General features: G+C 70.4%; 18 protein-coding genes and 1 tRNA gene. 3 read left to right on the forward strand and 16 right to left on the reverse strand.

Features of this window, described 5'->3' with window-relative positions; all coding sequences use genetic code 11:
* Positions 1-43: 43 nt before the first annotated feature.
* From KILIM_RS14205 to KILIM_RS14235, 7 genes are all read right to left on the reverse strand, one after another.
* A complete protein-coding gene (locus tag KILIM_RS14205; protein ID WP_006593408.1) occupies positions 44-2152 on the reverse strand; it encodes a xanthine dehydrogenase family protein molybdopterin-binding subunit in 2109 nt (702 codons plus the stop codon).
* A complete protein-coding gene (locus KILIM_RS14210; RefSeq protein WP_006593409.1) occupies positions 2149-3141 on the reverse strand; it encodes an FAD binding domain-containing protein in 993 nt (330 codons plus the stop codon). The genes KILIM_RS14205 and KILIM_RS14210 overlap by 4 nt, the downstream gene beginning before the upstream one ends.
* On the reverse strand, positions 3138-3650 hold the full coding sequence (locus tag KILIM_RS14215) for a (2Fe-2S)-binding protein (protein ID WP_006593410.1): 513 nt from the start codon (positions 3648-3650) through the stop codon (positions 3138-3140). Before KILIM_RS14215 ends, KILIM_RS14210 begins: the two co-directional genes overlap by 4 nt.
* 190 nt (positions 3651-3840) lie before the next feature.
* Positions 3841-4989 (reverse strand): TIGR03364 family FAD-dependent oxidoreductase, encoded by a 1149-nt coding sequence (locus KILIM_RS14220; RefSeq protein WP_006593411.1) that lies wholly within the window; start codon positions 4987-4989, stop codon positions 3841-3843.
* A 141-nt stretch (positions 4990-5130) separates the two neighbouring features.
* Positions 5131-6726, reverse strand: a complete 1596-nt coding sequence (locus tag KILIM_RS14225) for a sensor histidine kinase (protein WP_006593412.1) — start codon at positions 6724-6726, stop codon at positions 5131-5133.
* On the reverse strand, positions 6723-7466 hold the full coding sequence (locus tag KILIM_RS14230) for a response regulator transcription factor (protein WP_006593413.1): 744 nt from the start codon (positions 7464-7466) through the stop codon (positions 6723-6725). Before KILIM_RS14230 ends, KILIM_RS14225 begins: the two co-directional genes overlap by 4 nt.
* A 64-nt stretch (positions 7467-7530) precedes the next feature.
* Positions 7531-8580 carry a patatin-like phospholipase family protein gene (locus tag KILIM_RS14235; protein ID WP_006593414.1) on the reverse strand — a complete coding sequence of 350 codons (1050 nt, stop codon included), beginning with the start codon at positions 8578-8580 and terminating at the stop codon, positions 7531-7533.
* A gap of 213 nt (positions 8581-8793) precedes the next feature.
* Here KILIM_RS14235 and KILIM_RS14240 point away from each other — a divergent pair, with 213 nt between their 5' ends.
* Both KILIM_RS14240 and KILIM_RS14245 read left to right on the forward strand, forming a co-directional pair.
* Complete coding sequence (locus KILIM_RS14240; protein WP_040563475.1) at positions 8794-9255, forward strand: hypothetical protein; 462 nt, start codon at positions 8794-8796, stop codon at positions 9253-9255.
* Positions 9255-9452 (forward strand): hypothetical protein, encoded by a 198-nt coding sequence (locus KILIM_RS14245; protein ID WP_040563476.1) that lies wholly within the window; start codon positions 9255-9257, stop codon positions 9450-9452. The genes KILIM_RS14240 and KILIM_RS14245 overlap by 1 nt, the downstream gene beginning before the upstream one ends.
* A gap of 25 nt (positions 9453-9477) precedes the next feature.
* On the opposite strand, the gene KILIM_RS14250 is transcribed toward KILIM_RS14245, so the two are convergent.
* From KILIM_RS14250 to KILIM_RS14275, 7 genes are all read right to left on the reverse strand, one after another.
* The gene (locus tag KILIM_RS14250) at positions 9478-10533 is read right to left on the reverse strand and encodes a glycine betaine ABC transporter substrate-binding protein (RefSeq protein ID WP_006593416.1); all 1056 of its coding nucleotides are present in this window, start codon (positions 10531-10533) and stop codon (positions 9478-9480) included.
* The gene (locus KILIM_RS14255) at positions 10530-11003 is read right to left on the reverse strand and encodes an ABC transporter permease (RefSeq protein WP_006593417.1); all 474 of its coding nucleotides are present in this window, start codon (positions 11001-11003) and stop codon (positions 10530-10532) included. The genes KILIM_RS14250 and KILIM_RS14255 overlap by 4 nt, the downstream gene beginning before the upstream one ends.
* 47 nt (positions 11004-11050) lie before the next feature.
* Positions 11051-11296, reverse strand: coding sequence for a hypothetical protein (locus tag KILIM_RS25475; RefSeq protein ID WP_006593418.1), 246 nt, complete (start codon positions 11294-11296; stop codon positions 11051-11053).
* Entirely contained in the window at positions 11293-12528 is a 1236-nt protein-coding gene (locus KILIM_RS14260) for an ABC transporter ATP-binding protein (RefSeq protein WP_006593419.1), read from the reverse strand. Before KILIM_RS14260 ends, KILIM_RS25475 begins: the two co-directional genes overlap by 4 nt.
* Positions 12521-13162, reverse strand: a complete 642-nt coding sequence (locus KILIM_RS14265; protein WP_006593420.1) for an ABC transporter permease — start codon at positions 13160-13162, stop codon at positions 12521-12523. The genes KILIM_RS14260 and KILIM_RS14265 overlap by 8 nt, the downstream gene beginning before the upstream one ends.
* A gap of 156 nt (positions 13163-13318) precedes the next feature.
* Positions 13319-14044 carry a VC0807 family protein gene (locus KILIM_RS22505; protein WP_006593421.1) on the reverse strand — a complete coding sequence of 242 codons (726 nt, stop codon included), beginning with the start codon at positions 14042-14044 and terminating at the stop codon, positions 13319-13321.
* A 264-nt stretch (positions 14045-14308) separates the two neighbouring features.
* The gene (locus KILIM_RS14275; protein WP_006593422.1) at positions 14309-16135 is read right to left on the reverse strand and encodes a phosphoenolpyruvate carboxykinase (GTP); all 1827 of its coding nucleotides are present in this window, start codon (positions 16133-16135) and stop codon (positions 14309-14311) included.
* A 452-nt stretch (positions 16136-16587) separates the two neighbouring features.
* Here KILIM_RS14275 and KILIM_RS14280 point away from each other — a divergent pair, with 452 nt between their 5' ends.
* The gene (locus tag KILIM_RS14280; protein WP_040563477.1) at positions 16588-17337 is read left to right on the forward strand and encodes a MerR family transcriptional regulator; all 750 of its coding nucleotides are present in this window, start codon (positions 16588-16590) and stop codon (positions 17335-17337) included.
* An 89-nt stretch (positions 17338-17426) separates the two neighbouring features.
* Here KILIM_RS14280 and KILIM_RS14285 read toward each other — a convergent pair whose 3' ends face one another.
* Together KILIM_RS14285 and KILIM_RS14290 are read right to left on the reverse strand one after the other, a co-directional pair.
* Positions 17427-18344 (reverse strand): universal stress protein, encoded by a 918-nt coding sequence (locus KILIM_RS14285; protein ID WP_006593424.1) that lies wholly within the window; start codon positions 18342-18344, stop codon positions 17427-17429.
* Between the two features lie 266 nt (positions 18345-18610).
* A tRNA-Arg gene (locus tag KILIM_RS14290) sits at positions 18611-18686 on the reverse strand.
* Positions 18687-18737 lie beyond the last annotated feature (51 nt).

The following is an 18737-nucleotide window of genomic DNA, read 5'->3' on the forward strand; positions in this document are numbered from 1 at the left end:
CTCTGACACGTCGTGGGAGCGGCGCCACAAGCAGCCCAGTGCCTCAGCGCCCGGTCAGCCCGGTCAGTCCCGGCACGAGCGTGGCCGGCGTGATCGGCAGGTCGCGCACCCGGATGCCGGTCGCGTCGAAGACGGCGTTCGCGACGGCGGCGGAGGCTCCGACGATGCCTATCTCCCCGACTCCGCGGGCCCCGAGTGGGCCCATGAGCGGGTCGACCTCGTCGAGCCAGATCGCGTCGATGTCGGCGATATCGGCGTGGGTAGGCACGTGGTAGCTGGCCAGGTCACCGGTGGCGACATGGCCCAGCTCGTCGCGCACCCCCGCCTCGTGCAGGGCGGCACCGATGCCCATGACCATGCCGCCGATGAATTGGCTACGCACCAGCATCGGGTTGAGCACCCGGCCCACCGAGAACACCCCGAGCATCCGCGCTACCCGCACCTCGCCGGTCACCGCGTGCACCCGCGCCTGCACGAAGTGCGCCCCGAACGAGTGCATCGCGTGCTTCTTGTACTCCTCAGGCCGCGTTCCGCCGGCGCGCAGCTCGTCGCCCTGGCCCGGATCGTCCCCGAACTTCTCGCGGAAGGCCTGCGCGGCGCCGATGATCGAGGCACCCCACGAGGCGGTGCCGCTGGATCCGCCCGCCACCGTCGCCGGCGGCCCGGCGCTGTCGCCGATCTGCAGGTCGATGTCGTCGATGCCGACTCCGAGGGCGTCGGCGGCGATCTGGCCGAGCACGGTCCACGCCCCCTGGCCGATGTCGGCCGACCCCATCCGCACCCGATAACGCCCCGAGCCCAGCGCCTCGATGGACGTCTCGCTGCCGCGCTGCATGAGGGCCGGGTAGGTCGCCGACGCCACGCCGAGGCCGACGAGCCATTCCCCGTCGCGCGTCGTACCCGGCTCCGCCTGCCGTTCCGACCAGCCGAAACGCATTGCGCCCAGCCGCAGGCAGTCGACGAGTCGGCGGCCGTTGAACGGTTTTCCGGTGGCCGGATCGGTGGCGACGTCGTTGCGGATGCGCAGCTCGACCGGGTCGAGATCGCAGGCGCGGGCCAGCTCGTCCATGGCACATTCGAGCGCGTGCGCCCCCGGCATCTCGCCGGGCGCGCGCATCCACGAGGTGACCGGCACGTTGAGGGTCGCGACCTTCTGCCGCAGCGTCCGCCGCTCGCCGCCGTACATCATCGCTGGCACGCCGGTGGCGCCCTCGATGAACTGTTTGACGGTGCTGACCTGCGTGTACGCGGTCATGTCGAGGGCCAGGAGACGGCCGTCGGCGTCGGCTCCGAGCCGGATCCGCTCGATCGTCGGCGCCCGGTATCCGGTGAGCACGAACATCTGTTGGCGCGTGACGGTCAGCCGCACCCAGCGACCCGGATGCGCGCGGGCCGCGAGCGCACCTGCGACATCCGGTGCGTGCACCACGCCCTTGCTGCCGAAGCCGCCGCCGACGTACTCCCCGCGCACCCGCACCTGGTCGGCGTCGATGCCGAACGTGGTGGCCAGCGTCTTGGCCGCGCCCGTGGCCCCCTGCGTCGACAGCCAGGCCTCGAGCTGCGGGCCGCCGCCGGGGGAGTCGTTCCAGCGTGCGACGATCGCGTGCGGCTCCATGGGGTTGTTGTGCTCCGGCGGCGTCGAATACGTGGCGTCGACCACGTGTGCCGCGCCGGAGAGGGAGGCGAGCGTGCGGGCGGCGTCATCGCCGTGCGGCTCCCTCTCGGCCTCGAATTCGGCGTCCAGGTCGAACCGCGTCCGCGCGGCCGTGGCCTCTTGCGCGACGCGCACGAGCCGCGCGCCCTCGCGGGCTGCCTCGCTGGACTCGGCGATGACGATCGCGACGATCTGCCCCCGAAACTCGATGCGCTCGGACTGCAGCACGAGGTGTTCGTCGTCGTCCCCCGCCAGCCGCGGGGCGTTGGTGTGGTCGAGCACGGCGACGATCCCGGGTTGGGCCAGTGCCTGCGCGGCGTCGACCGCCGTCACCCGACCGGAGGCGATGCTCGAGAGCACGAGGGCGGCGTGCCAGGCGTCGTGCACGCCCTGTGCGGGGCCGACCTCGGCGGAGTAGGGGGCGCGGCCGGTGACCTTGAGCAGCGCCTCGCGGCGGGGTAGCCCCCGGCCCGTCTCGTGGGGCGTGAAGGCCGTCATCGCTGCTCCTGCCCCGCGAGGTCGAGCACGAGCCGCGTCGTCACGTCTCGCAGCAGGTCGACCTTGTAGGCGTTGTGCTCGTTGGGGGCGGCCGCAGCGAGATCGGAGTCGACCGCGCGACGCACCAGCGCCTCGTCCAGGGGCGCGTCCAGTGGCGCGTCCAGGGACGCGTGGCGCAGGGCCTCCTCGGCCAGGCCCGCCCGCCAGGGCGTGGTCGCCACACCTCCCCAGGCGATCCGCGGGCCGTCATCGCGCAGCACCACCGCGACGCTGACCAGCGCGAACGCGTAGGAGGCGCGATCGCGCACCTTGCGATAGGCCGATCGGGGCGCCGGCCGCCCCAGCTCGACGGCGGTCACCAGCTGCCCGTGGGTCAGGGTGGTGTCGCGTTCGGGGCTGTCCCCGGGGCGGCGATGCAGGTCCAGCAGCGGCACGCGCCGTTCGCCGGCCGCGTCGACGACGACGACGTGCGCGTCGAGCGCCGCCAACGCCGTCGCCATGTCCGAGGGGTAGACCGCGACGCAGTGCGCCGACCCCCCGAACAGCGCGTTCTGCCCTGCGTAGCTGTGCAGCGCGGAGCAGCCGACGCCTGGGGTCCGCTTGTTGCAGGCCATCGACACATCCTGGAAGGAGGTGCAGCGGGTGCGTTGGAACAGGTTGCCGCCGGTGCTCGCCTGGTTGCGGAGCTGGCCCGAGGCTCCGGCCAAGATCGCCCTGGCCAGCACCGGATAGTCGCGGCGCACCCGCTCGTCGGCGGCCAGGGCCGCGTTCGAGACGGTGGCGCCGACCCGCAGCCCACCCTCGGTCTCTTCGATCTCATCGAGCGGCAGCCCGGAGATGTCGACGATGCGCGAGGGTGTGGCGACGCCGAGTTTGAGGTGGTCGACGAGGTTGGTGCCGCCGGCGAGATAGGAAGCCTGCGGGTCGGCGGAGAGGGCCTCCACGGCCTCACCCACCGACTGCGCGCGCACGTACTCGAAGGTCCTCATCGGGCCTCCGCCACATCGCGGACCGCGGCAACGATGTTGGGGTAGGCGCCGCAGCGACACAGGTTGCCGGACAGGCGTTCGCGGATCTCCGCCTCGCTCAGCTGCGGGGTCCCGCTCAGGCCGGCCGTGACATGACTCGGGTGTCCGGCGTCGGCCTCCGCGAGCATGCCAAGCGCCGAGCACAGCTGCCCCGGCGTGCAGTAGCCGCATTGGAAGGCGTCGCGCTCGATGAACGCCTCCTGCAGGGGATGCAGTTCGCCGTTCTCGCCGAGTCCGGCGGCGGTCGTGAGGTGCGCGCCGTCGCACGCGGCGGCCAGCGACAGGCAGGTGAGCCGTCGCTGTCCGTCGAACAGTACGGTGCAGGAGCCGCATTGGCCGTGGTCGCACCCCTTCTTGACCGACGTGACGCCGAGCCGTTCGCGCAGCGCGTCGATGAGTGTGGTGCGCACGTCGATCTGCACGCGGTGTTCCTGGCCGTCGACGGTGAGGGTGATCTCCAGTTGCGACATGGCGGTTGGTCGCCTCTCAGGTGGTCGGTCGAGCCGCGGCGCCGCTGCCATGGCTGAACCCATCGAAGCATCGACAGGGCCGGCGTGCCTCCTCGCGCCTCCACCCGATTGATGGCGCGCGCAAAGCAGGAGCGCAGGAGTGCCAACGGCCTGGACAACGGACAGGCCGCGCCCAGTGGAGCCGCCGGCGTTACACGCTCGCGACGTGGCGAGCGGGCGCGCCGACTTCGAGGGAATCCAGGGTCTGTGCGGCGATGCCGAAGGAGAGGGTCATGCCGATGCCGCTCGTCACAGTGATGCAGCGCGTCGCGGCGTCGATGTCTTCGATGAGCAGGGAGGTCTGCGGGCTGGAGGCGTACACGCCCTGCCAGCGTTGGGTGATGGTCAGCGGCCGGCCCAGCAGCGTCGAGATCTCCGAGACGAGCCGTCGCGTGATGTCCTCGTCCTGGAAGGGGGGCATCGTGCGCGAGTAGACATGGCTGTCGCCGAGCAGCAGGGTCCCGTCGGGGCGTCGGGTCACCATGACGTTGGCGCCCATGTCGATGAGCTCCGGCTGGTTGGCGACCAGTTCGGCGTGCAGCGCGGCGTAGCCGGGCATCGTCGTGAATCCGTCGTAGCGCGTCATCGACGTGCCGCTGAGTACGGCGGAGTCCAGCGCGTAGCCGGCCGGGGCCGGCGCCAACGCCATCTGCAGGGCGCAGCGCGTCACCTCGTAAGCATCGGCAACACGCGGGTACAGGTAGTCGAGGTCGTGGCCGACGCAGACCAGCACGCGCGCCGCGTGGAACTCGCCCCGCGAGGTCGTCACGGCTCCGTTGTCGATGCCACCGACCGTCGTGCCCCACTCGATGCTGACGCCGTCACGAGAGGCCAACCAGTCGGCGATCTGTGCGGCCGTCGTCCGCGGGTCGACACGCAGATCGGCGGGGAGGAAGGCGCCCCCGACGATCGCCTCATCGGCGCCCGTGCCGAGTCGGGCCCGCACACCCTCGGGCGTGAGCAACGTGACGGCAGCAGCGCCGCGCTGGGCGTGCAGTTGCTCGAGCACGCCCAGTTCGAGGGGGCTGCGGGCCACGACGACGGCCCCGGCGGCCGGTGCCCAGAAGCCGACGGACTCGGCCGCCCGCAGCCACCCCTCGCGCGAGCGATAGGCCACGGGGAGCAGGTCGCCGCCCTGAGCCGTGATGCAGGCGTGCCCAAAGTTGCGGATCGAGGCGCCGTTCGGGGCCAGGTCGCGCTCCACGACGCGGACGCTGAGCCCGCGCCGATGGGCCTCGAACGCGTGCGCCAGGCCGATTATCCCGGCGCCGACGATGAGCAGGTCGGTGGAGGCAGACATGGGAATTCCTTCCGGTGCAGGCTGCGTGCTCAGGTGCATGCGCACAGTCCACCATCGGCGTGGCAGCGCCAGCCGGGCGCCGAGATGACTATCCGTCGAACTCTGCCCCGACGTCGCGACGATTGTGGCTCGACCGACGCCTCAGCCGGTGGGCAGGGTGACGCGGAAGACGGTGTGGCCCGGGACGGATTCGACGTCGACGTGGCCGTGGTGGGCGGCGACGACGGCTTGGACGATGGATAGGCCCAGCCCGGTGGAGCCGCCGGCGCGCACGCGGGCGGTGTCGCCGCGGGTGAAGCGGCCGAAGATGTTGGGCAGCAGCGCCGCGTCAATCCCGGGGCCGTCGTCGACGATCTCCACCACGACGTCGCCGTGCGGCCCGCCGGAGGAGGGGAACGCGCTGCCGGGGATGCCCTGCACGTCGGAGCGCAGCACCCGGGCCGTGACCGTGGTGCCCGGCGGGGTGTGCACCCGGGCGTTGGCCAGCAGGTTGACGACAACCTGGGTCAGGCTCGCCTCGTCGCCGGTCACCTCGACGGCCTCGTCGGGCAGGTCGAGTTGCCAGCGGTGGTCGCGGCCGGCGACCTGGGCGTCGCTCACGGCGTCGAGCAGCAGCCGGGTGAGGTCGACCGGCTCGGCCTGCAACTGCCGGCCCGCGTCGAGGCGCGCCAGCAACAACAGGTCTTCGACGAGCGAACCCATGCGGCCCGACTCCGATTCGATGCGGTCGAGCGCGTGCCGGATGCTGGCGGGCACCGGCTCGCGCTCGCGGCGCGAGAGCTCGGCGTAGCCGCGGATCGAGGCCAGCGGTGTGCGCAGTTCGTGGCTGGCGTCTGCGACGAACTGCCGCAGCCGCTGCTCGGAGGCGTGCCGGGCGTTCAGCGCGGAGTCGACGTGGTCGAGCAGGCCGTTGAGCGCGGCCCCCACCTGGCCGACCTCCGTGCGGCGGTCGGTGTCGGCGACCGGCACCCGCTCCGCCAGGCGTACCTGTCCCGTCGACAACGGCAGCGTGGAGACGCGAGTGGCCGTGGCGGCGACCCGCTCCAAGGGGCGCAGGCTGGTGCGGATGAGGAACGTCGTGCCCGCCCCGAGCACCAGCAGACCGGCGACGCCGAGGCCGAGGATGAGGTCGCGCAACTGATCTACCTGCGCATCGACCCGGGCCGTCGGCAGCCCGGAGACCGTGGTCGTCGAGCCCGAGGTGGTCGCGACGAGGCGGTAACGGCCCAGGTCGCCGCCGAGGTCCACGGTCTGCGGGCGCCCGCTCAGTCCAGCGCCCACGAGCGCCGTCATTTGTTGGGTGGTGAGCTGGGTCGGCGTGCCGTCGCGGGTGAACGCCAGGTTTTGTCGGGCGAGACCATCGCTGACCTGCAGCAACAGAAAGTCGCCGCCGAGCCCGGGTGGGGGCCGACGCCCGCCGCCACCACCGCCTCCGAAAATGTCGCCGTCCAGATCGGGACGCAACCGGCTCGCCTGCGAGACGACCTGCTGATCGAGGGTCGACTCCAGCGAACGCTGCATGGTCACCAAGGTGCCGAGGCCGGTCAGCAGCGTGACCAGAACGAACAGCACGACGGTCGAGAACACCAGTTTTCGGCGCAGCGTCCAGCCGCGCAGCGGGCCGCCGCGCGGTGCGGGCACACCAGTGGCGCCGCCGACCACGATGGGTTCGGCGGCGACCGGAGGGGGAGGGGCGCCCCGCGCGTCGTCGAGGACGGGGCGCTGCGGGTCGGTCACGTCGCCGGCTTGAGCACGTAGCCCGCGCCGCGCATCGTGTGGATCATCGGCTCGCGCCCCGCGTCGATCTTCTTGCGCAGGTAGGAGATGTACAGCTCGACGACGTTCGCCTGGCCGCCGAAGTCGTAGTTCCACACGCGGTCCAGGATCTGCGCCTTGGACAGCACCCGCTTGGGGTTACGCATGAGGTAACGCAGCAACTCGAACTCGGTGGCGGTGAGGCTGATCGCGTCGCCGCCGCGGACCACCTCGTGTGAGTCCTCATCGAGGGTCAGGTCACCGACGACGAGCACGTGGTCGGCGTCGACGGCGGCGATCACGGTGCGGCGCATGAGGGCGCGGACGCGGGCGACGATCTCCTCGAGGCTGAACGGTTTGGTGACGTAGTCGTCGCCGCCGGCGGTCAGGCCGGCGACGCGGTCTTCGACGGCGTCCTTGGCGGTGAGGAAGAGGACCGGGATGTTCGGGTCCGCCTCGCGCATCCGGCGCAGCACCTCGAGCCCGTCGAAGTCGGGCAGCATCATGTCGAGCACGACGGCGTCCGGCTTGAACTCCTTCGCGGTGCGTACCGCGCCACTGCCGGTGCCGGCGGAGCGGACGTCCCAGCCTTCGTAGCGCAGGGCCATGCTCAGCAACTCGGTGAGGTTGACCTCGTCGTCGACGACGAGGACGCGCACGGGGGAGCCGTCCAGGCGGGTCAACGCGGGGCTCTTCGCGGCATTCGCGGATGAACTCGACATGACCTCAGTACACCTCCCCAGAGGGGGAGATTGCTATGTCATTCCTGTGTGATTGCTATGAGAGTCAGCCGGCGAGGGAGCTGAGCGTGGCCAGATCGGCGGTCGCACGCTGTCCGACAGACCGTCCGTGGCGGATCAGCCAGTCCTGCGTGAACTCGCGTCCGGTGTCGCGCAGGGACTTCAGGAACGGCAGATGCGGGATCGCCCGGGTCTGCGGGTCGAGCATGCCCAGGTGCGGGCCGGCGTCGATGAGGTGCCAGCGCATGCGGCGCAGCGTCTTCTCGAGGTCACCCAGGAACGGCCAGCGGGAGGCCTGGGCGCGCGCGGTCGCGGCAGCCACCATCTCCGTCTCCCGCAGGAAGGCGGTGGTGAACGCCAACTCTTGCTGGCGGGCGCGGATGCCGGCCGTGCGCTCGGGGACGCCCTCGTGCCGGGTCGGCACGATGAGCACGAGCAGCACGTCGGATCGGCCGTCGGCCACAAAGGGCTGCAGCGGCGGGTTGGCGCTGAAACCGCCGTCCCAGTACGGCTCACCCTCGATCTCGACGGGCTTGGAGAGCGTGGGCAGGCACGCCGAGGCGAGTACCGAGCGGACGCTGAGCTCGGCGTTGCTGAAGATCCGCAATCGGCCGCTGTCGGCGTGGGTGGCGGCGAGGTGCACGCGCGGCGCGGCCGGGTCGGTGCGCAGCCGCTCGAAGTCGATGTGCGTGGTGAGGATGTCGCGCAGCGGGTCGACGCCCAGCGGGTTCAGCTGCGCGGGCGACATCGACATGCTCATGGAGAGGGCGGTCTTGGCCAGCAGCGTCAGCGTGGGGCGATCGGTGCTGCCGGTCATCATGAACTCGGTCGGCGCCTGCGAGCCCACCGCCTGCCACACGGCATCCAAGGTGTCGCGGGCGCCGTCGGCGCCGCCGACCAGGAGTCCGTGAGCGAGCGCGATCGCGTTGACGGCCCCGGCGCTCGTGCCGGTGACGGCCGGGAACTCGTACCGATCCGCCTCCAGGAGGCGATCGAGCACTCCCCAGGTGAAGGCGCCGTGCGCGCCGCCGCCTTGGAGGGCGAGCGACAACGGGGGCCGCCGGCCGTCCGAACGGACGCGTGGTATCTCGATCATGCGCTCAAGATACTGACCGAAAGTTACAAATCCAGCAGGCCATGCCTACATGGACAGTAAAAGCATGAGCGGCGCGAGGTCCTAAGTAACGCGCTAGATGACGCACAGACACTGCATAGACAACGGGCGGACAGTCGAGGTCATCGACCACGAAGAGGTCGGCTGGGCACCCCACAGCGCCCGTCGACGACCACGTCACCCCAGGAGCCACTCATGTCGAAGTTCTCGTCCGCGTCGCCGACCTCCGAGCCGACCGCCGCGCCGACCGACTTGCCGAGCGACAGCACCCCGCAGGTCACCGTGCCGGTCTCCCCGGCCCTGCGCCCACCGCGGTGGAGCGGCAAAAAGACCGCGATCGTCGCCGCCTTGGCGATCACCGTCGCGTCCGTGGGAACCGCTGGGGTAGCCGCCGCCGTGCCGCAGGGCACGGGAGCCGACGCCGGGCAGGGGCGCATGGGCATGGGACGCATGAACCACGTGCCGCCGGGCCAGGGAGGTCCCGGCGGCCAGCTCGATCCCGGCCAGTTCGGCCGCCGGGGCGGTCAGTTCGGTCGCCCCGGCGGGCAAGTCGATCAGGGTCAAGCCGACGGATCGAGCGCCACGACAGCGAATCAGTCCAGCTCAGGCCTGGCCGACCCCAGCCAGATTCCATCGACGACCACTCAGGAGATCTGATGAGCCTGCACCTGCCCCAGCTGACCTTGCCCGTCCGGCGCCGTCGCCTCGCTGGGCGTCCCACGACCTCCGTCGTCGACAGCTCTGCCGCCTCAGCCTCGTCGGCGTACGGAGTGCTGCCCGCGTGCGGGTCGTCGGTGCGGCCGCGCGCCTCCCAGCGGGCCCTGGCCATCAGCCTGGGCAACGGGCGCCTTTGACGTCGGGCAAACCGAGGCGACGACCTCAACTCGCGGTGAGGAAACCGGCCTCCTGCAGCCAGGCCCAGGCGACATCGACCGGCTCCAGGCCGTCGACGTCGACCTGGGCGTTGAGCCCGATGAGCACGTCGTCCGTCAGCGCTGCGGTGATGGGCTCGAGCAGTTCGCGCAGCTGCGGATGCTCCTGCAGCGCCTGCTCGCGCAGCACCACGGAGACGTTGTACTTGGGGAAGAAGTTCTCGTCGTCCTCCAGCACGAAGAGGTTGAGCGACTTGATCCGGCCGTCGGTGGTGAAGACCTCACCGAAGGTGCATTGCCCGGAGTCGATGGCGGCGTAGATCGCGCCCTCGGTCATCAGCCGCACGTCGGCATCGGTCACGTCTTGACCGTAGGTGAGGCCGTAAGAGGCCAGCATCGGCTGGAAGCCGTCACTGCGGGCCGCGAACTCGGAGTCGACGCAGAACGTGCGCTGGTCCCGCGGCACGTCCTTGAGCTCGGACAGGTCGTTGATGCCGAGACGTTCCGCGGTGTCCTGCCTGGTGGCGAAGGCGTAGGTGTTGTTCATCGGCGCGGCCTTGAGCCATACGAGCTGGTTGCGCTGCAGGTCTTCGTCGCGCACCGCGTCGAACTGCTGCTGCTCGTCGGGGATCGGCTCGGAGTGGCCCAGGTAGTTGACCCAGCCGGTGCCGGTGTACTCCCACATCGCGTCGACCTGACCCTCGACCTGCGCCTGCCGGGAGCTGGCCGAGCCGGGAATGTTGGTGTAGTCGCGCACGGTGGCGCCGGCGGACTGCAGCACGATCACGAGCATCTTGCCCAAGACCAGCTGCTCGGTGAAGTTCTTCGACCCCACGGCCAGGGTCGCCCCGTCGAGGGACGGCACCTGCGCAATCGGCCCGGCGAGCCGGCCGGTGGGGGAGTAGCCCCCGGCGGTGCCGAGGCCGCACGCGGCGCTCGTGCCGAGGAGCCCGGCGGTCAGGCCCGCCGCGACGAGGCTGCGTGCCCGGAGCCGGAGCCGGAGCCGGAGCCGGAGCCGGAGCGGCCGACCGGCCCGACGGCGCGTATCGCGACGGTTCGTCATGAGAGTCCCTTGGGTCGGGCGAGCACTTCGAGCACGCGCCCGGCCCAGTCGACGAGCAGCGCCAGGAGGGCCACGATGAGGGCTCCGCTGACGAGCACGGGGTAGCGGAACAGCTGGATGCCGGTGGTGATGAGCTGCCCGAGGCCACCGGCGTTGACGAACGTCGCGAACGTCGCGGTGCCCACGAGCAGCACGAGGGCGGTGCGCACGCCGGCCATGATGACCGGCACGGCCAGCGGCACCTCGACCCGCAGTAGCACGGCGGCGCGGGACATGCCCATCCCGCGGGCGGCCTCGACGAGGGTGCGGTCGACGCCCTGCAGCCCGGTGATCGTGTTCTGCAGCACCGGCAGGATCGCGTACAGCGTCAGCCCGATGATCGTCGTGCTCCGGTCGAAGCCCAGCCACATCGCCAGCAGCACGAGCAGCCCGATGGCCGGGGCCGCCTGCCCGAAGTTCGCGACGGCCACGACGGGCCCGGCGAAGCGGCGCAGACCGGGCCGAGTCAGCGCGACACCTAGCGGATGGCGATGAGCATGACGAAGAAGGCGGAGACGACGGTGATGACGATGTGCTGCCACGTCAGGGTCGCCACCTGGCTCCAGGCCAGGGCCCGCAGTTCGATGTCGTCGAGGTCGGCGGTGGCGCGCCAGATCACCCAGCCGCCACCGACGAGCAGCACGAGGATCGGCAGCCCGAGCAGCATGCCGAGGTGTCCGCGGCCCGGCGCGGCCTGGATGTCCGGCTGGGTGGTCGTCGTCACGGCCGGTCCCCGGGTTCGCCCTCGGGTGCGTCGCTTGAAGCCTCGGCGCGCTCCTGTGCGGCGTTCGTCATCTTGCGCATGTGGTCGGTGACGGCGTCGAACGTCACGACCCCGATGAACTCGTCGCGGTCGCCGGTGACGATCGCGCCGCCGGAGGTGTCGGCGAGCATCGTGTCGAGGGCGTCGTTGAGGGTGGCCCGACGGTCCAGCACGGCCGCCGCACGCCCCTGCGGCTCGCCGATTCGCTCGCCGCGCAGCGCCCGATCACGCACCCAGCCGAGCGGTCGGGAGCGATCGTCGAGCACGACGATCCACGTCTCGCCGGCTTTGGCGGCGCGCTCGCGGACCTGGGCCACGCTCTCTCCGAGGGTCGCGGTGACCACGCTGACCAGCGTGAGGTCGTCGACGCGGGCGAGGCTCAGTTGCTTGAGGGCCGAGCCGGAGCCGACGAAGTCCTCGACGAACTCGTTGGCGGGGGCGGCCAGGATGGTCTCGGGGGTGTCGTACTGGGCGATGTGCGCGCCCTCGGTGAGGATGAGGATGCGGTCGCCGAGCTTGATCGCCTCGTCGATGTCGTGGGTGACGCACACGATCGTCTTGCGCACCTCCCGCTGGATGCGCAGCAGCTCGTCTTGCAGGCGCTGCCGGGTGATGGGGTCGACGGCGCCGAAGGGCTCGTCCATGAGCACGACGGGCGGGTCGGCGGCGAGTCCGCGGGCTACGCCGACTCGCTGCTGCTGGCCGCCGGAGAGCTCCCGGGGGAAGCGGTTGCGGTAGCGCGCGGGGTCGAGGCCCACCAGGTCGAGCAGTTCGTCGGTGCGGGCCGCGATGCGCTTCTTGTCCCACTTGAGCAGCCCCGGCACGAGTCCGACGTTCGCGGCGACGGTCAGGTGCGGGAACAGTGAGCCGCCCTGGATGACGTAGCCGATCGTGCGGCGCAGCTCGTCGACATTGTGGTTCTTGATGTCGTCGCCGTCGATCGTGATGGTGCCGGAGGTCGGTTCGATGAGTCGGTTGATCATCTTCAGCGAGGTTGTCTTACCGCAGCCGGACGGGCCGACGAACATGACGATCTCGCCGGCGGGGATGTCCAGGCTCAGCGCATCGACAGCCGGCTTGGCCTGCCCGGGGTAGAGCTTGGTGACCTCGGCCAGGTGCAGGGCGGCGCCGCTGACCTCGTTGGGCGCGCCGGCGTGCGCTGACTCGCTGGATTCGGCGGTGGTCTCAGACACGGATCCCCCTGGAGGTGGTCAGGCGCGCGAGCAGCACGAGCAGCCCGTCGAGCAGCAGTGCGAGGATGACGACGCCGATGGTGCCGACGAGCGCGTAGTTCAGGGCGTTGGCGCCGCCGATCTGACTGAGGCCGGTGAAGATGTACCCGCCCAAGCCGGGCCCGAGCGCGTAGGCGGCGATGGCGGCCACCCCCATCGACATCTGCGTGGAGACCCGCAGCCCGGCGACGATGACCGGCCAGGCCAGCGGCAGACGCACCCGCAGGAAGGTCGTGACCGGACCCAATCCCATGCCCCGCGCGGACTCGACGAGAGTCTCGTCGACGGAGTCCAACCCGACGACGGCGTTGCGCAGGATCGGCAGGATGGCGTAGAAGGTCACGACGACGACGGACGGCAGCACGCCGATGCCCACGATCGGGATGACCAGGCCCAGGAGGGCGAACGAGGGGATCGTCAGGCCGACGGCGGTCACCGCGTTGGCCGTCGACCGCAACCCGCCGACTGCCGTGACGATCACCGCGAGCACGATCGCGATGAGGGTCGCCAGCGCCACCGATTGCACGACGAGGCTGACGTGCTGAAAGGAGCGGTAGGCCACGTCGGCCCAGCGGTCTACGAGAAAGGACCACATGCGAAGGACCCCAATGGTCGGTTCGTCTGGCGACGACCTGGGTCTCAAGCCGCAGTGGAGCAGGAAGGCCAACGCAACAGCAAGGAGGTGGGCCGAACAACAGCTCGGCCCACCTCGTTACCACTTCGTCATCGCAGCGGTGTCTGTGACGTCACCTCAGCGAGCTCGGGTCGCGTCCCACTCGGGAAACTGCAGGTCGCCGCGGGTGCGGGCGGCGCGGAACAGCAACCACGAGGCGCCGGCGATGACCGCCAGGCACGGGATGAACCCGAATCGGTTGTAGGCGAACGCGATTGAGACCGGAGCCCACCAGGCGAGGGCGGCCTGCGCGGCGGCGGAGGCGAAGAAGACCGCGGCGAAGACGACGGTCACCTGTCGGGAGATGGCCCGGACATCGGGACGAGTGAAGAGCTCGGCCAGCCGCGCGCCCTTGGCGGTGTCCTCGGGGGCCGCGCCGGTGGCGAACAACTCGATGAGTGTGCGCCGGGTGGCCAGGGTGACGAGCGCGAAGGTGCCGGCGACGGCGGAGGTGACGGCCCCCTCCAGGAGGATGAAGCGCGGGTCGTCGGTGATGAGCGCGGCGATGACGGAGATCGCGATGCCGCCGAGCACCAGCAGGCTCAGGCCGCCGACGCGGCGCCCGCGCACCAGGTCGAGGCCGATGCCGACTGCCGGCAGCGCACCGGAGATGACCAGGGCCGGGACGATGTCGACGCCCTGGCGGATCAGCAGGTGGTAGAGCGCGATGGGGCCGACGATGTCGAGCCCGAACGTGCGCGCCAGGCTGCGTCGCTCCGCCCGCCGCTCCGCGCGCTCGTCGGCCGGTGCGGCGGCGGGCTCGGTCGTGCTGTCGAGAGCGGTGGTCGTGGTCTGCTGCGTCATGGCTCTGGCCTCTCCACGTCGGTTGCGGCGTAAGTGCTTGCTTGACCTCCACTTTTCCGCGAACCCCCGCCGCAGCAGATCCCCCCGACGGGCGAAACCGGAGGGGGAGCCTGCCGCAGATCGGCGCAGGATCGGCTCGGCCGCCTCCCCCTTGAGGTGGAGGCGGCCCCACGACATGCAGCGGCGGCGCGCCCCCACAAGGGGGACGCGCCGCCGTCGAAAGGTGCGTAGGCCGTGGTCAGCGGCCTACGCGGGAGCGAAACTTCAGTCGAGGGCCTTCTTGAGGTTGTCGAGCTCGGCGGAGAGCTCCGGCGGGAGCTTGTCGCCGAACTTGGTGAACCACTCCTCGATGAGCGGCACCTCGGCGCGCCACTCCTCGGAGTCGAAGCGGGTCGCGGCCTCGAGCTGCTCGGCCGAGACGTCGAGGCCGTCGGTGTCCAGGTCGCCCGCGGCCGGAACCAGACCGATGGGGGTCTCGACCGCATCGACGTTGCCTTCGAGCCGGTCGACGATCCACTTGAGCACGCGGCTGTTCTCGCCGAAGCCCGGCCACGCGAAGCCACCGTCGGCGTCGCGGCGGAACCAGTTGACGAGGAAGACCTCCGGCATCGCGCCGGCGTGCTCCTTACCGAGGTTTACCCAGTGCTGCAGGTAGTCGCCGGCGTTGTAGCCGATGAAGGGCAGCATCGCCATTGGGTCGCGGCGCACCACGCCGACCGCACCCGCAGCGGCGGCGGTCGTCTCCGAGGAGACGGTGGAGCCGATGAACGTGCCGTGGTCCCAGTCGCGGGCCTGCGTGACCAGCGGAACCGTCGTCTTGCGGCGGCCGCCGAACAGGATCGCGGAGATCGGCACCCCGTTGGGGTCGTTGAACTCCGGTGCCGCGCAGGGGGTCTGCACGATCGGGGTGCAGAACCGGCTGTTCGGGTGCGCGGAAAGGGTGCCCGCTTCACCGTCGGCCGGCGTCCACTCGTTGCCGTGCCAGTCGATGAGGTGCTCGGGCGCCTCCTTGGTCATGCCCTCCCACCAGACGTCGCCGTCGGGCGTGCGCGCGACGTTGGTGAAGATCGAGTTGCCGCCCTCGATGGCCAGGATCGCGTTGGCGTTGGTCGCCTTGCCGGTGCCTGGCGCCACGCCGAACAGGCCGTTCTCGGGGTTGACGGCGTACAGCTTGCCGTCGCGGAACCGCATCCAGGCGATGTCGTCGCCGACCATCTCGGCCTTCCAGCCGGGGATCGTCGGCTCGATCATGGCCAGGTTCGTCTTGCCGCAGGCGCTCGGGAAAGCCGCCGCGATGTAGTGCACCTTGCCCTCGGGGTTGGTCAGCTTGAGGATGAGCATGTGCTCGGCCATCCAGCCCTCGTCGTGGGCCATCGCCGAGGCGATGCGCAGCGCGTAGCACTTCTTGCCCAGCAGGGCGTTGCCGCCGTAGCCGGAGCCATAGCTCCAGATCGTGCGCTCGTGCGGGAAGTGCACGATGTACTTGGTGTCGTTGCACGGCCACGGCACGTCCGCCTGGCCCTCTTCCAGCGGGTAACCCACCGAGTGCAGGCCCTTGACGTAGCCGGCGTCGGTCTCCTCCATCTGCTTCAGGACCGCGGAGCCGACGCGCGCCATGATGTGCATCGAGACGACGACGTAGGCAGAGTCGGTGATCTCGACGCCGTACATGGGGATGTCGGCCTCGAGGTGACCCATGACGAACGGGATGACGTACATCGTGCGCCCGCGCATGCACCCCCGGTACAGGTCGCTCATGAGCCCCTTCATCTCGTCGGGGTCCATCCAGTTGTTGGTCGGACCCGCGCCCTGCTCATCGGGGGAGCAGATGTAGGTGCGGTCTTCGACGCGAGCGACGTCGGTGGGGTCGGAGGCGGCCCAGAACGAGTTCGGCTTCTGCTCCAGGCGCACGAAGGTGCCGGAGTCGACGAGGTCGCTGGTCAGCTGGTCCCACTCCGCGCGGGATCCGTCGCACCAGACGATGCGGTCGGGGGTCGTCAGTTCGGCGACCTCAGCTACCCACTGGGCCAGCTCGGCGTGGCTGGTGCCACCGGTGGTGGGGATGTTCGTAGTGGTGGTGGTCGCGGTCATGGCTCCTCGCTCCTGCGCATCTCGACGGTGAGTTGCCCACGAGCCGACCGGGTCGCAGCCACCACCTCGCGGTGGCGAGTAGCGGCCGTGTGGTCCCGGTTGGTTGACCAGGGTGGGCGCTTACAGTGCCAACCACGGTACGGGATTTCTGCCACTGCGGTGTGGTCGTTGCCCGAACCGATTGTGATGACGCTCACAAAGTAGGGCCAGGTGCGTTGCGGCGGTAGGGCCCTTCGACCCGGTATTTTGCACACTCCCACGATTCGGGCCGCTCGATATCCCTTTTGTCCTGTTTTCGAGGGAGGGGAGCGGGAGTTGTGCGCGGCGCTTGACCCTCACGTGACGTGAGGCGTCACCGTGGAGTCATGACCGAGACAGGCGGGCTTCCCACGCAGGCGCAGGGGCTTCCCACGCAAGCACAAGGTCTTCCCACGCAAGCACAGGGCGCGCGGATGAGCGTCGGAGCGGTGGCAGACCTCTTCGATCTCACCGTGCGCACCCTGCACCACTACGACGAGATCGGCCTGGTCGTCCCCGGCGAGCGCAGCCCTGCCGGCTACCGGGTGTACACCCACGACGACCTGGTGCGGCTCTCGACGGTCGTGGTCTACCGGCGGCTGGGCTTCTCTCTGGATGAGGTGGCGCAGCTGCTGGCCGACCCGGCCAGCGTGCGGGATCACCTGACCCGTCAACGCGCAGCGGTCATGCACCGGCTGGACGAGTTGCGCGAACTCGTGACGGCCATCGACCACGCATTGGAGAAGGACATGAGCAACGAGCAGATGACGACGGCCGACATGAGGGAGCTCTTCGGCGATGGCTTCAAGGAGGAGTACCAGGCCGAGGCGCAGGAGCGCTGGGGCGACACCCCGCAGTGGGCGCAGTCGGCGAAGCGGACGGCGGCCTACACCAAGGCCGACTGGGAGGCGATCAAGGCCGAGGGTGACGCGATCAACGCGGCGTTCGTCGCGGCCCTGACCTCCGGTCAGCCGGCGACGAGCGAGGCCGCCATGGACGCGGCCGAGGCACACCGGCGGCACATCGCCGACCGGTTCTACGACCTCGACCACGACTTTCACCGCAACCTGGCGGAGATGTACGTCGGCGACGAGCGGTTCACCAAGACGTATGAGGACATCGCCGCGGGCCTGGCCCAGTACGTGCGGGACGCCGTGCACGCGAACGCCGACCGGCACGCCTGAGCGGTGCCCTGCGACGGCCACCGGACGTCATTGTCCGGTGGCCGTCAGTCGTTGGTCGCCGTGCCAGATCGGCAGCTCGCGCCAGCTCGTCACGCGGCTTCGTTGCGTCGGGCGACGAGCACCGGGCAGGTTGCCGTCTCGATGACCTCGTGCGTCGTCGAGCCGAGCAGCATGCCGGTGAATCCGCCGCGGCCACGGCTGCCGAGCACGATCAGCCCGGCCTCCTTCGACATCGCCGTGATCACCGAGGAGGGGTGACCGCCCAGCACCTTCACCTCCACCTCGACCTCCGGGTAGTTCTGTCGCACCTGCTCGACCATCTCCTGCGTGACCGCGCGAGCGTGCTCCTGCGCCGACTCCCAGGAGGCGGTGGTGCCGGCCTCAGTGACGACGACCCCTTCCTCCATGCGCAGGGTGAAGGTCGTGACGACGATGAGCTGGTCGCCGCGAGTCCGGGCCACCGTGAAGGCGCGGTCGAGCGCGAAGCGGCTGTGCCCGCTGCCGTCGACCGCGACGACGACCGGGCCATCGGGTTCGGGACGCACCCCGTGGGGGACGATGACGACCGGGCAGGCCGAGTGCATCGCCGCCGCCAGCGACGGTCGGGAGAGGAAGAAGCGTTGCAGGCCGGTGCGTTTGGGCGCGCCGACCACGCTCATGTAGGCGTTGGGGCTGGCGTCCAGCAGCACCTTCTCGCGGCGGCCGAACGGAGCGGAGCCGGAGATCTCCAGCTCGGGCCAGCGCTCACGGGCCTGTCGCAGGGTGTCGTCGAGGAAGGGATCGCCCTTGGGGACCTCGATCGTGTGAACGGCCCAGCCGCCCATCGCGGGATCGGGGCCCATCAGTGCTGCCTCGTCGCGGGCATGCACCACGTGCAGGGGACGGCCCGTGCGTTGGGCCGCCGCAGCCGCCCACGCCAGGCACGTTTCGTCGAGATCGTCGCCCGCAACGCTGACCAGCACAGCGCCGTCGGGGATGTCGTTGGTCGGGACCGGTTCAGCGCTCATGGCTCAGCTCCGCACACCCAAGTGGCGGACGCAGCGTCACCGTGGACGCGGGTCGATGGATCGCGCGCGAACTCACCGTCAGGGCCGGGCCGCGTGCCACCACTTCGAATAGAAATACGAAACGGCCCTGCGACCAGGCTAGACGGCATCCAGTAGCGGCGACAATGGCCTGCCCACCCACAGGACGGTCGGGCGCCCACCCACAGAGACGCCAACGCCCCGACCTGCGCGTGCAGTGTCGGGGCGTCTTGGTGTCGTGGTGTTGCTGGCGCACCCGTAGGGATTCGAACCCCAAACCTTCTGATCCGTAGTCAGATGCTCTATCCGTTGAGCTACGGGTGCTCGTCGCGCCGAGCGCAACGGAAAGAAACTGTACCGCGACCTGCCCGCAGC

Origin of the sequence: Kineosphaera limosa NBRC 100340 (assembly GCF_000298215.1) — a bacterium.
GTDB classification, from domain to species: domain Bacteria; phylum Actinomycetota; class Actinomycetes; order Actinomycetales; family Dermatophilaceae; genus Kineosphaera; species Kineosphaera limosa.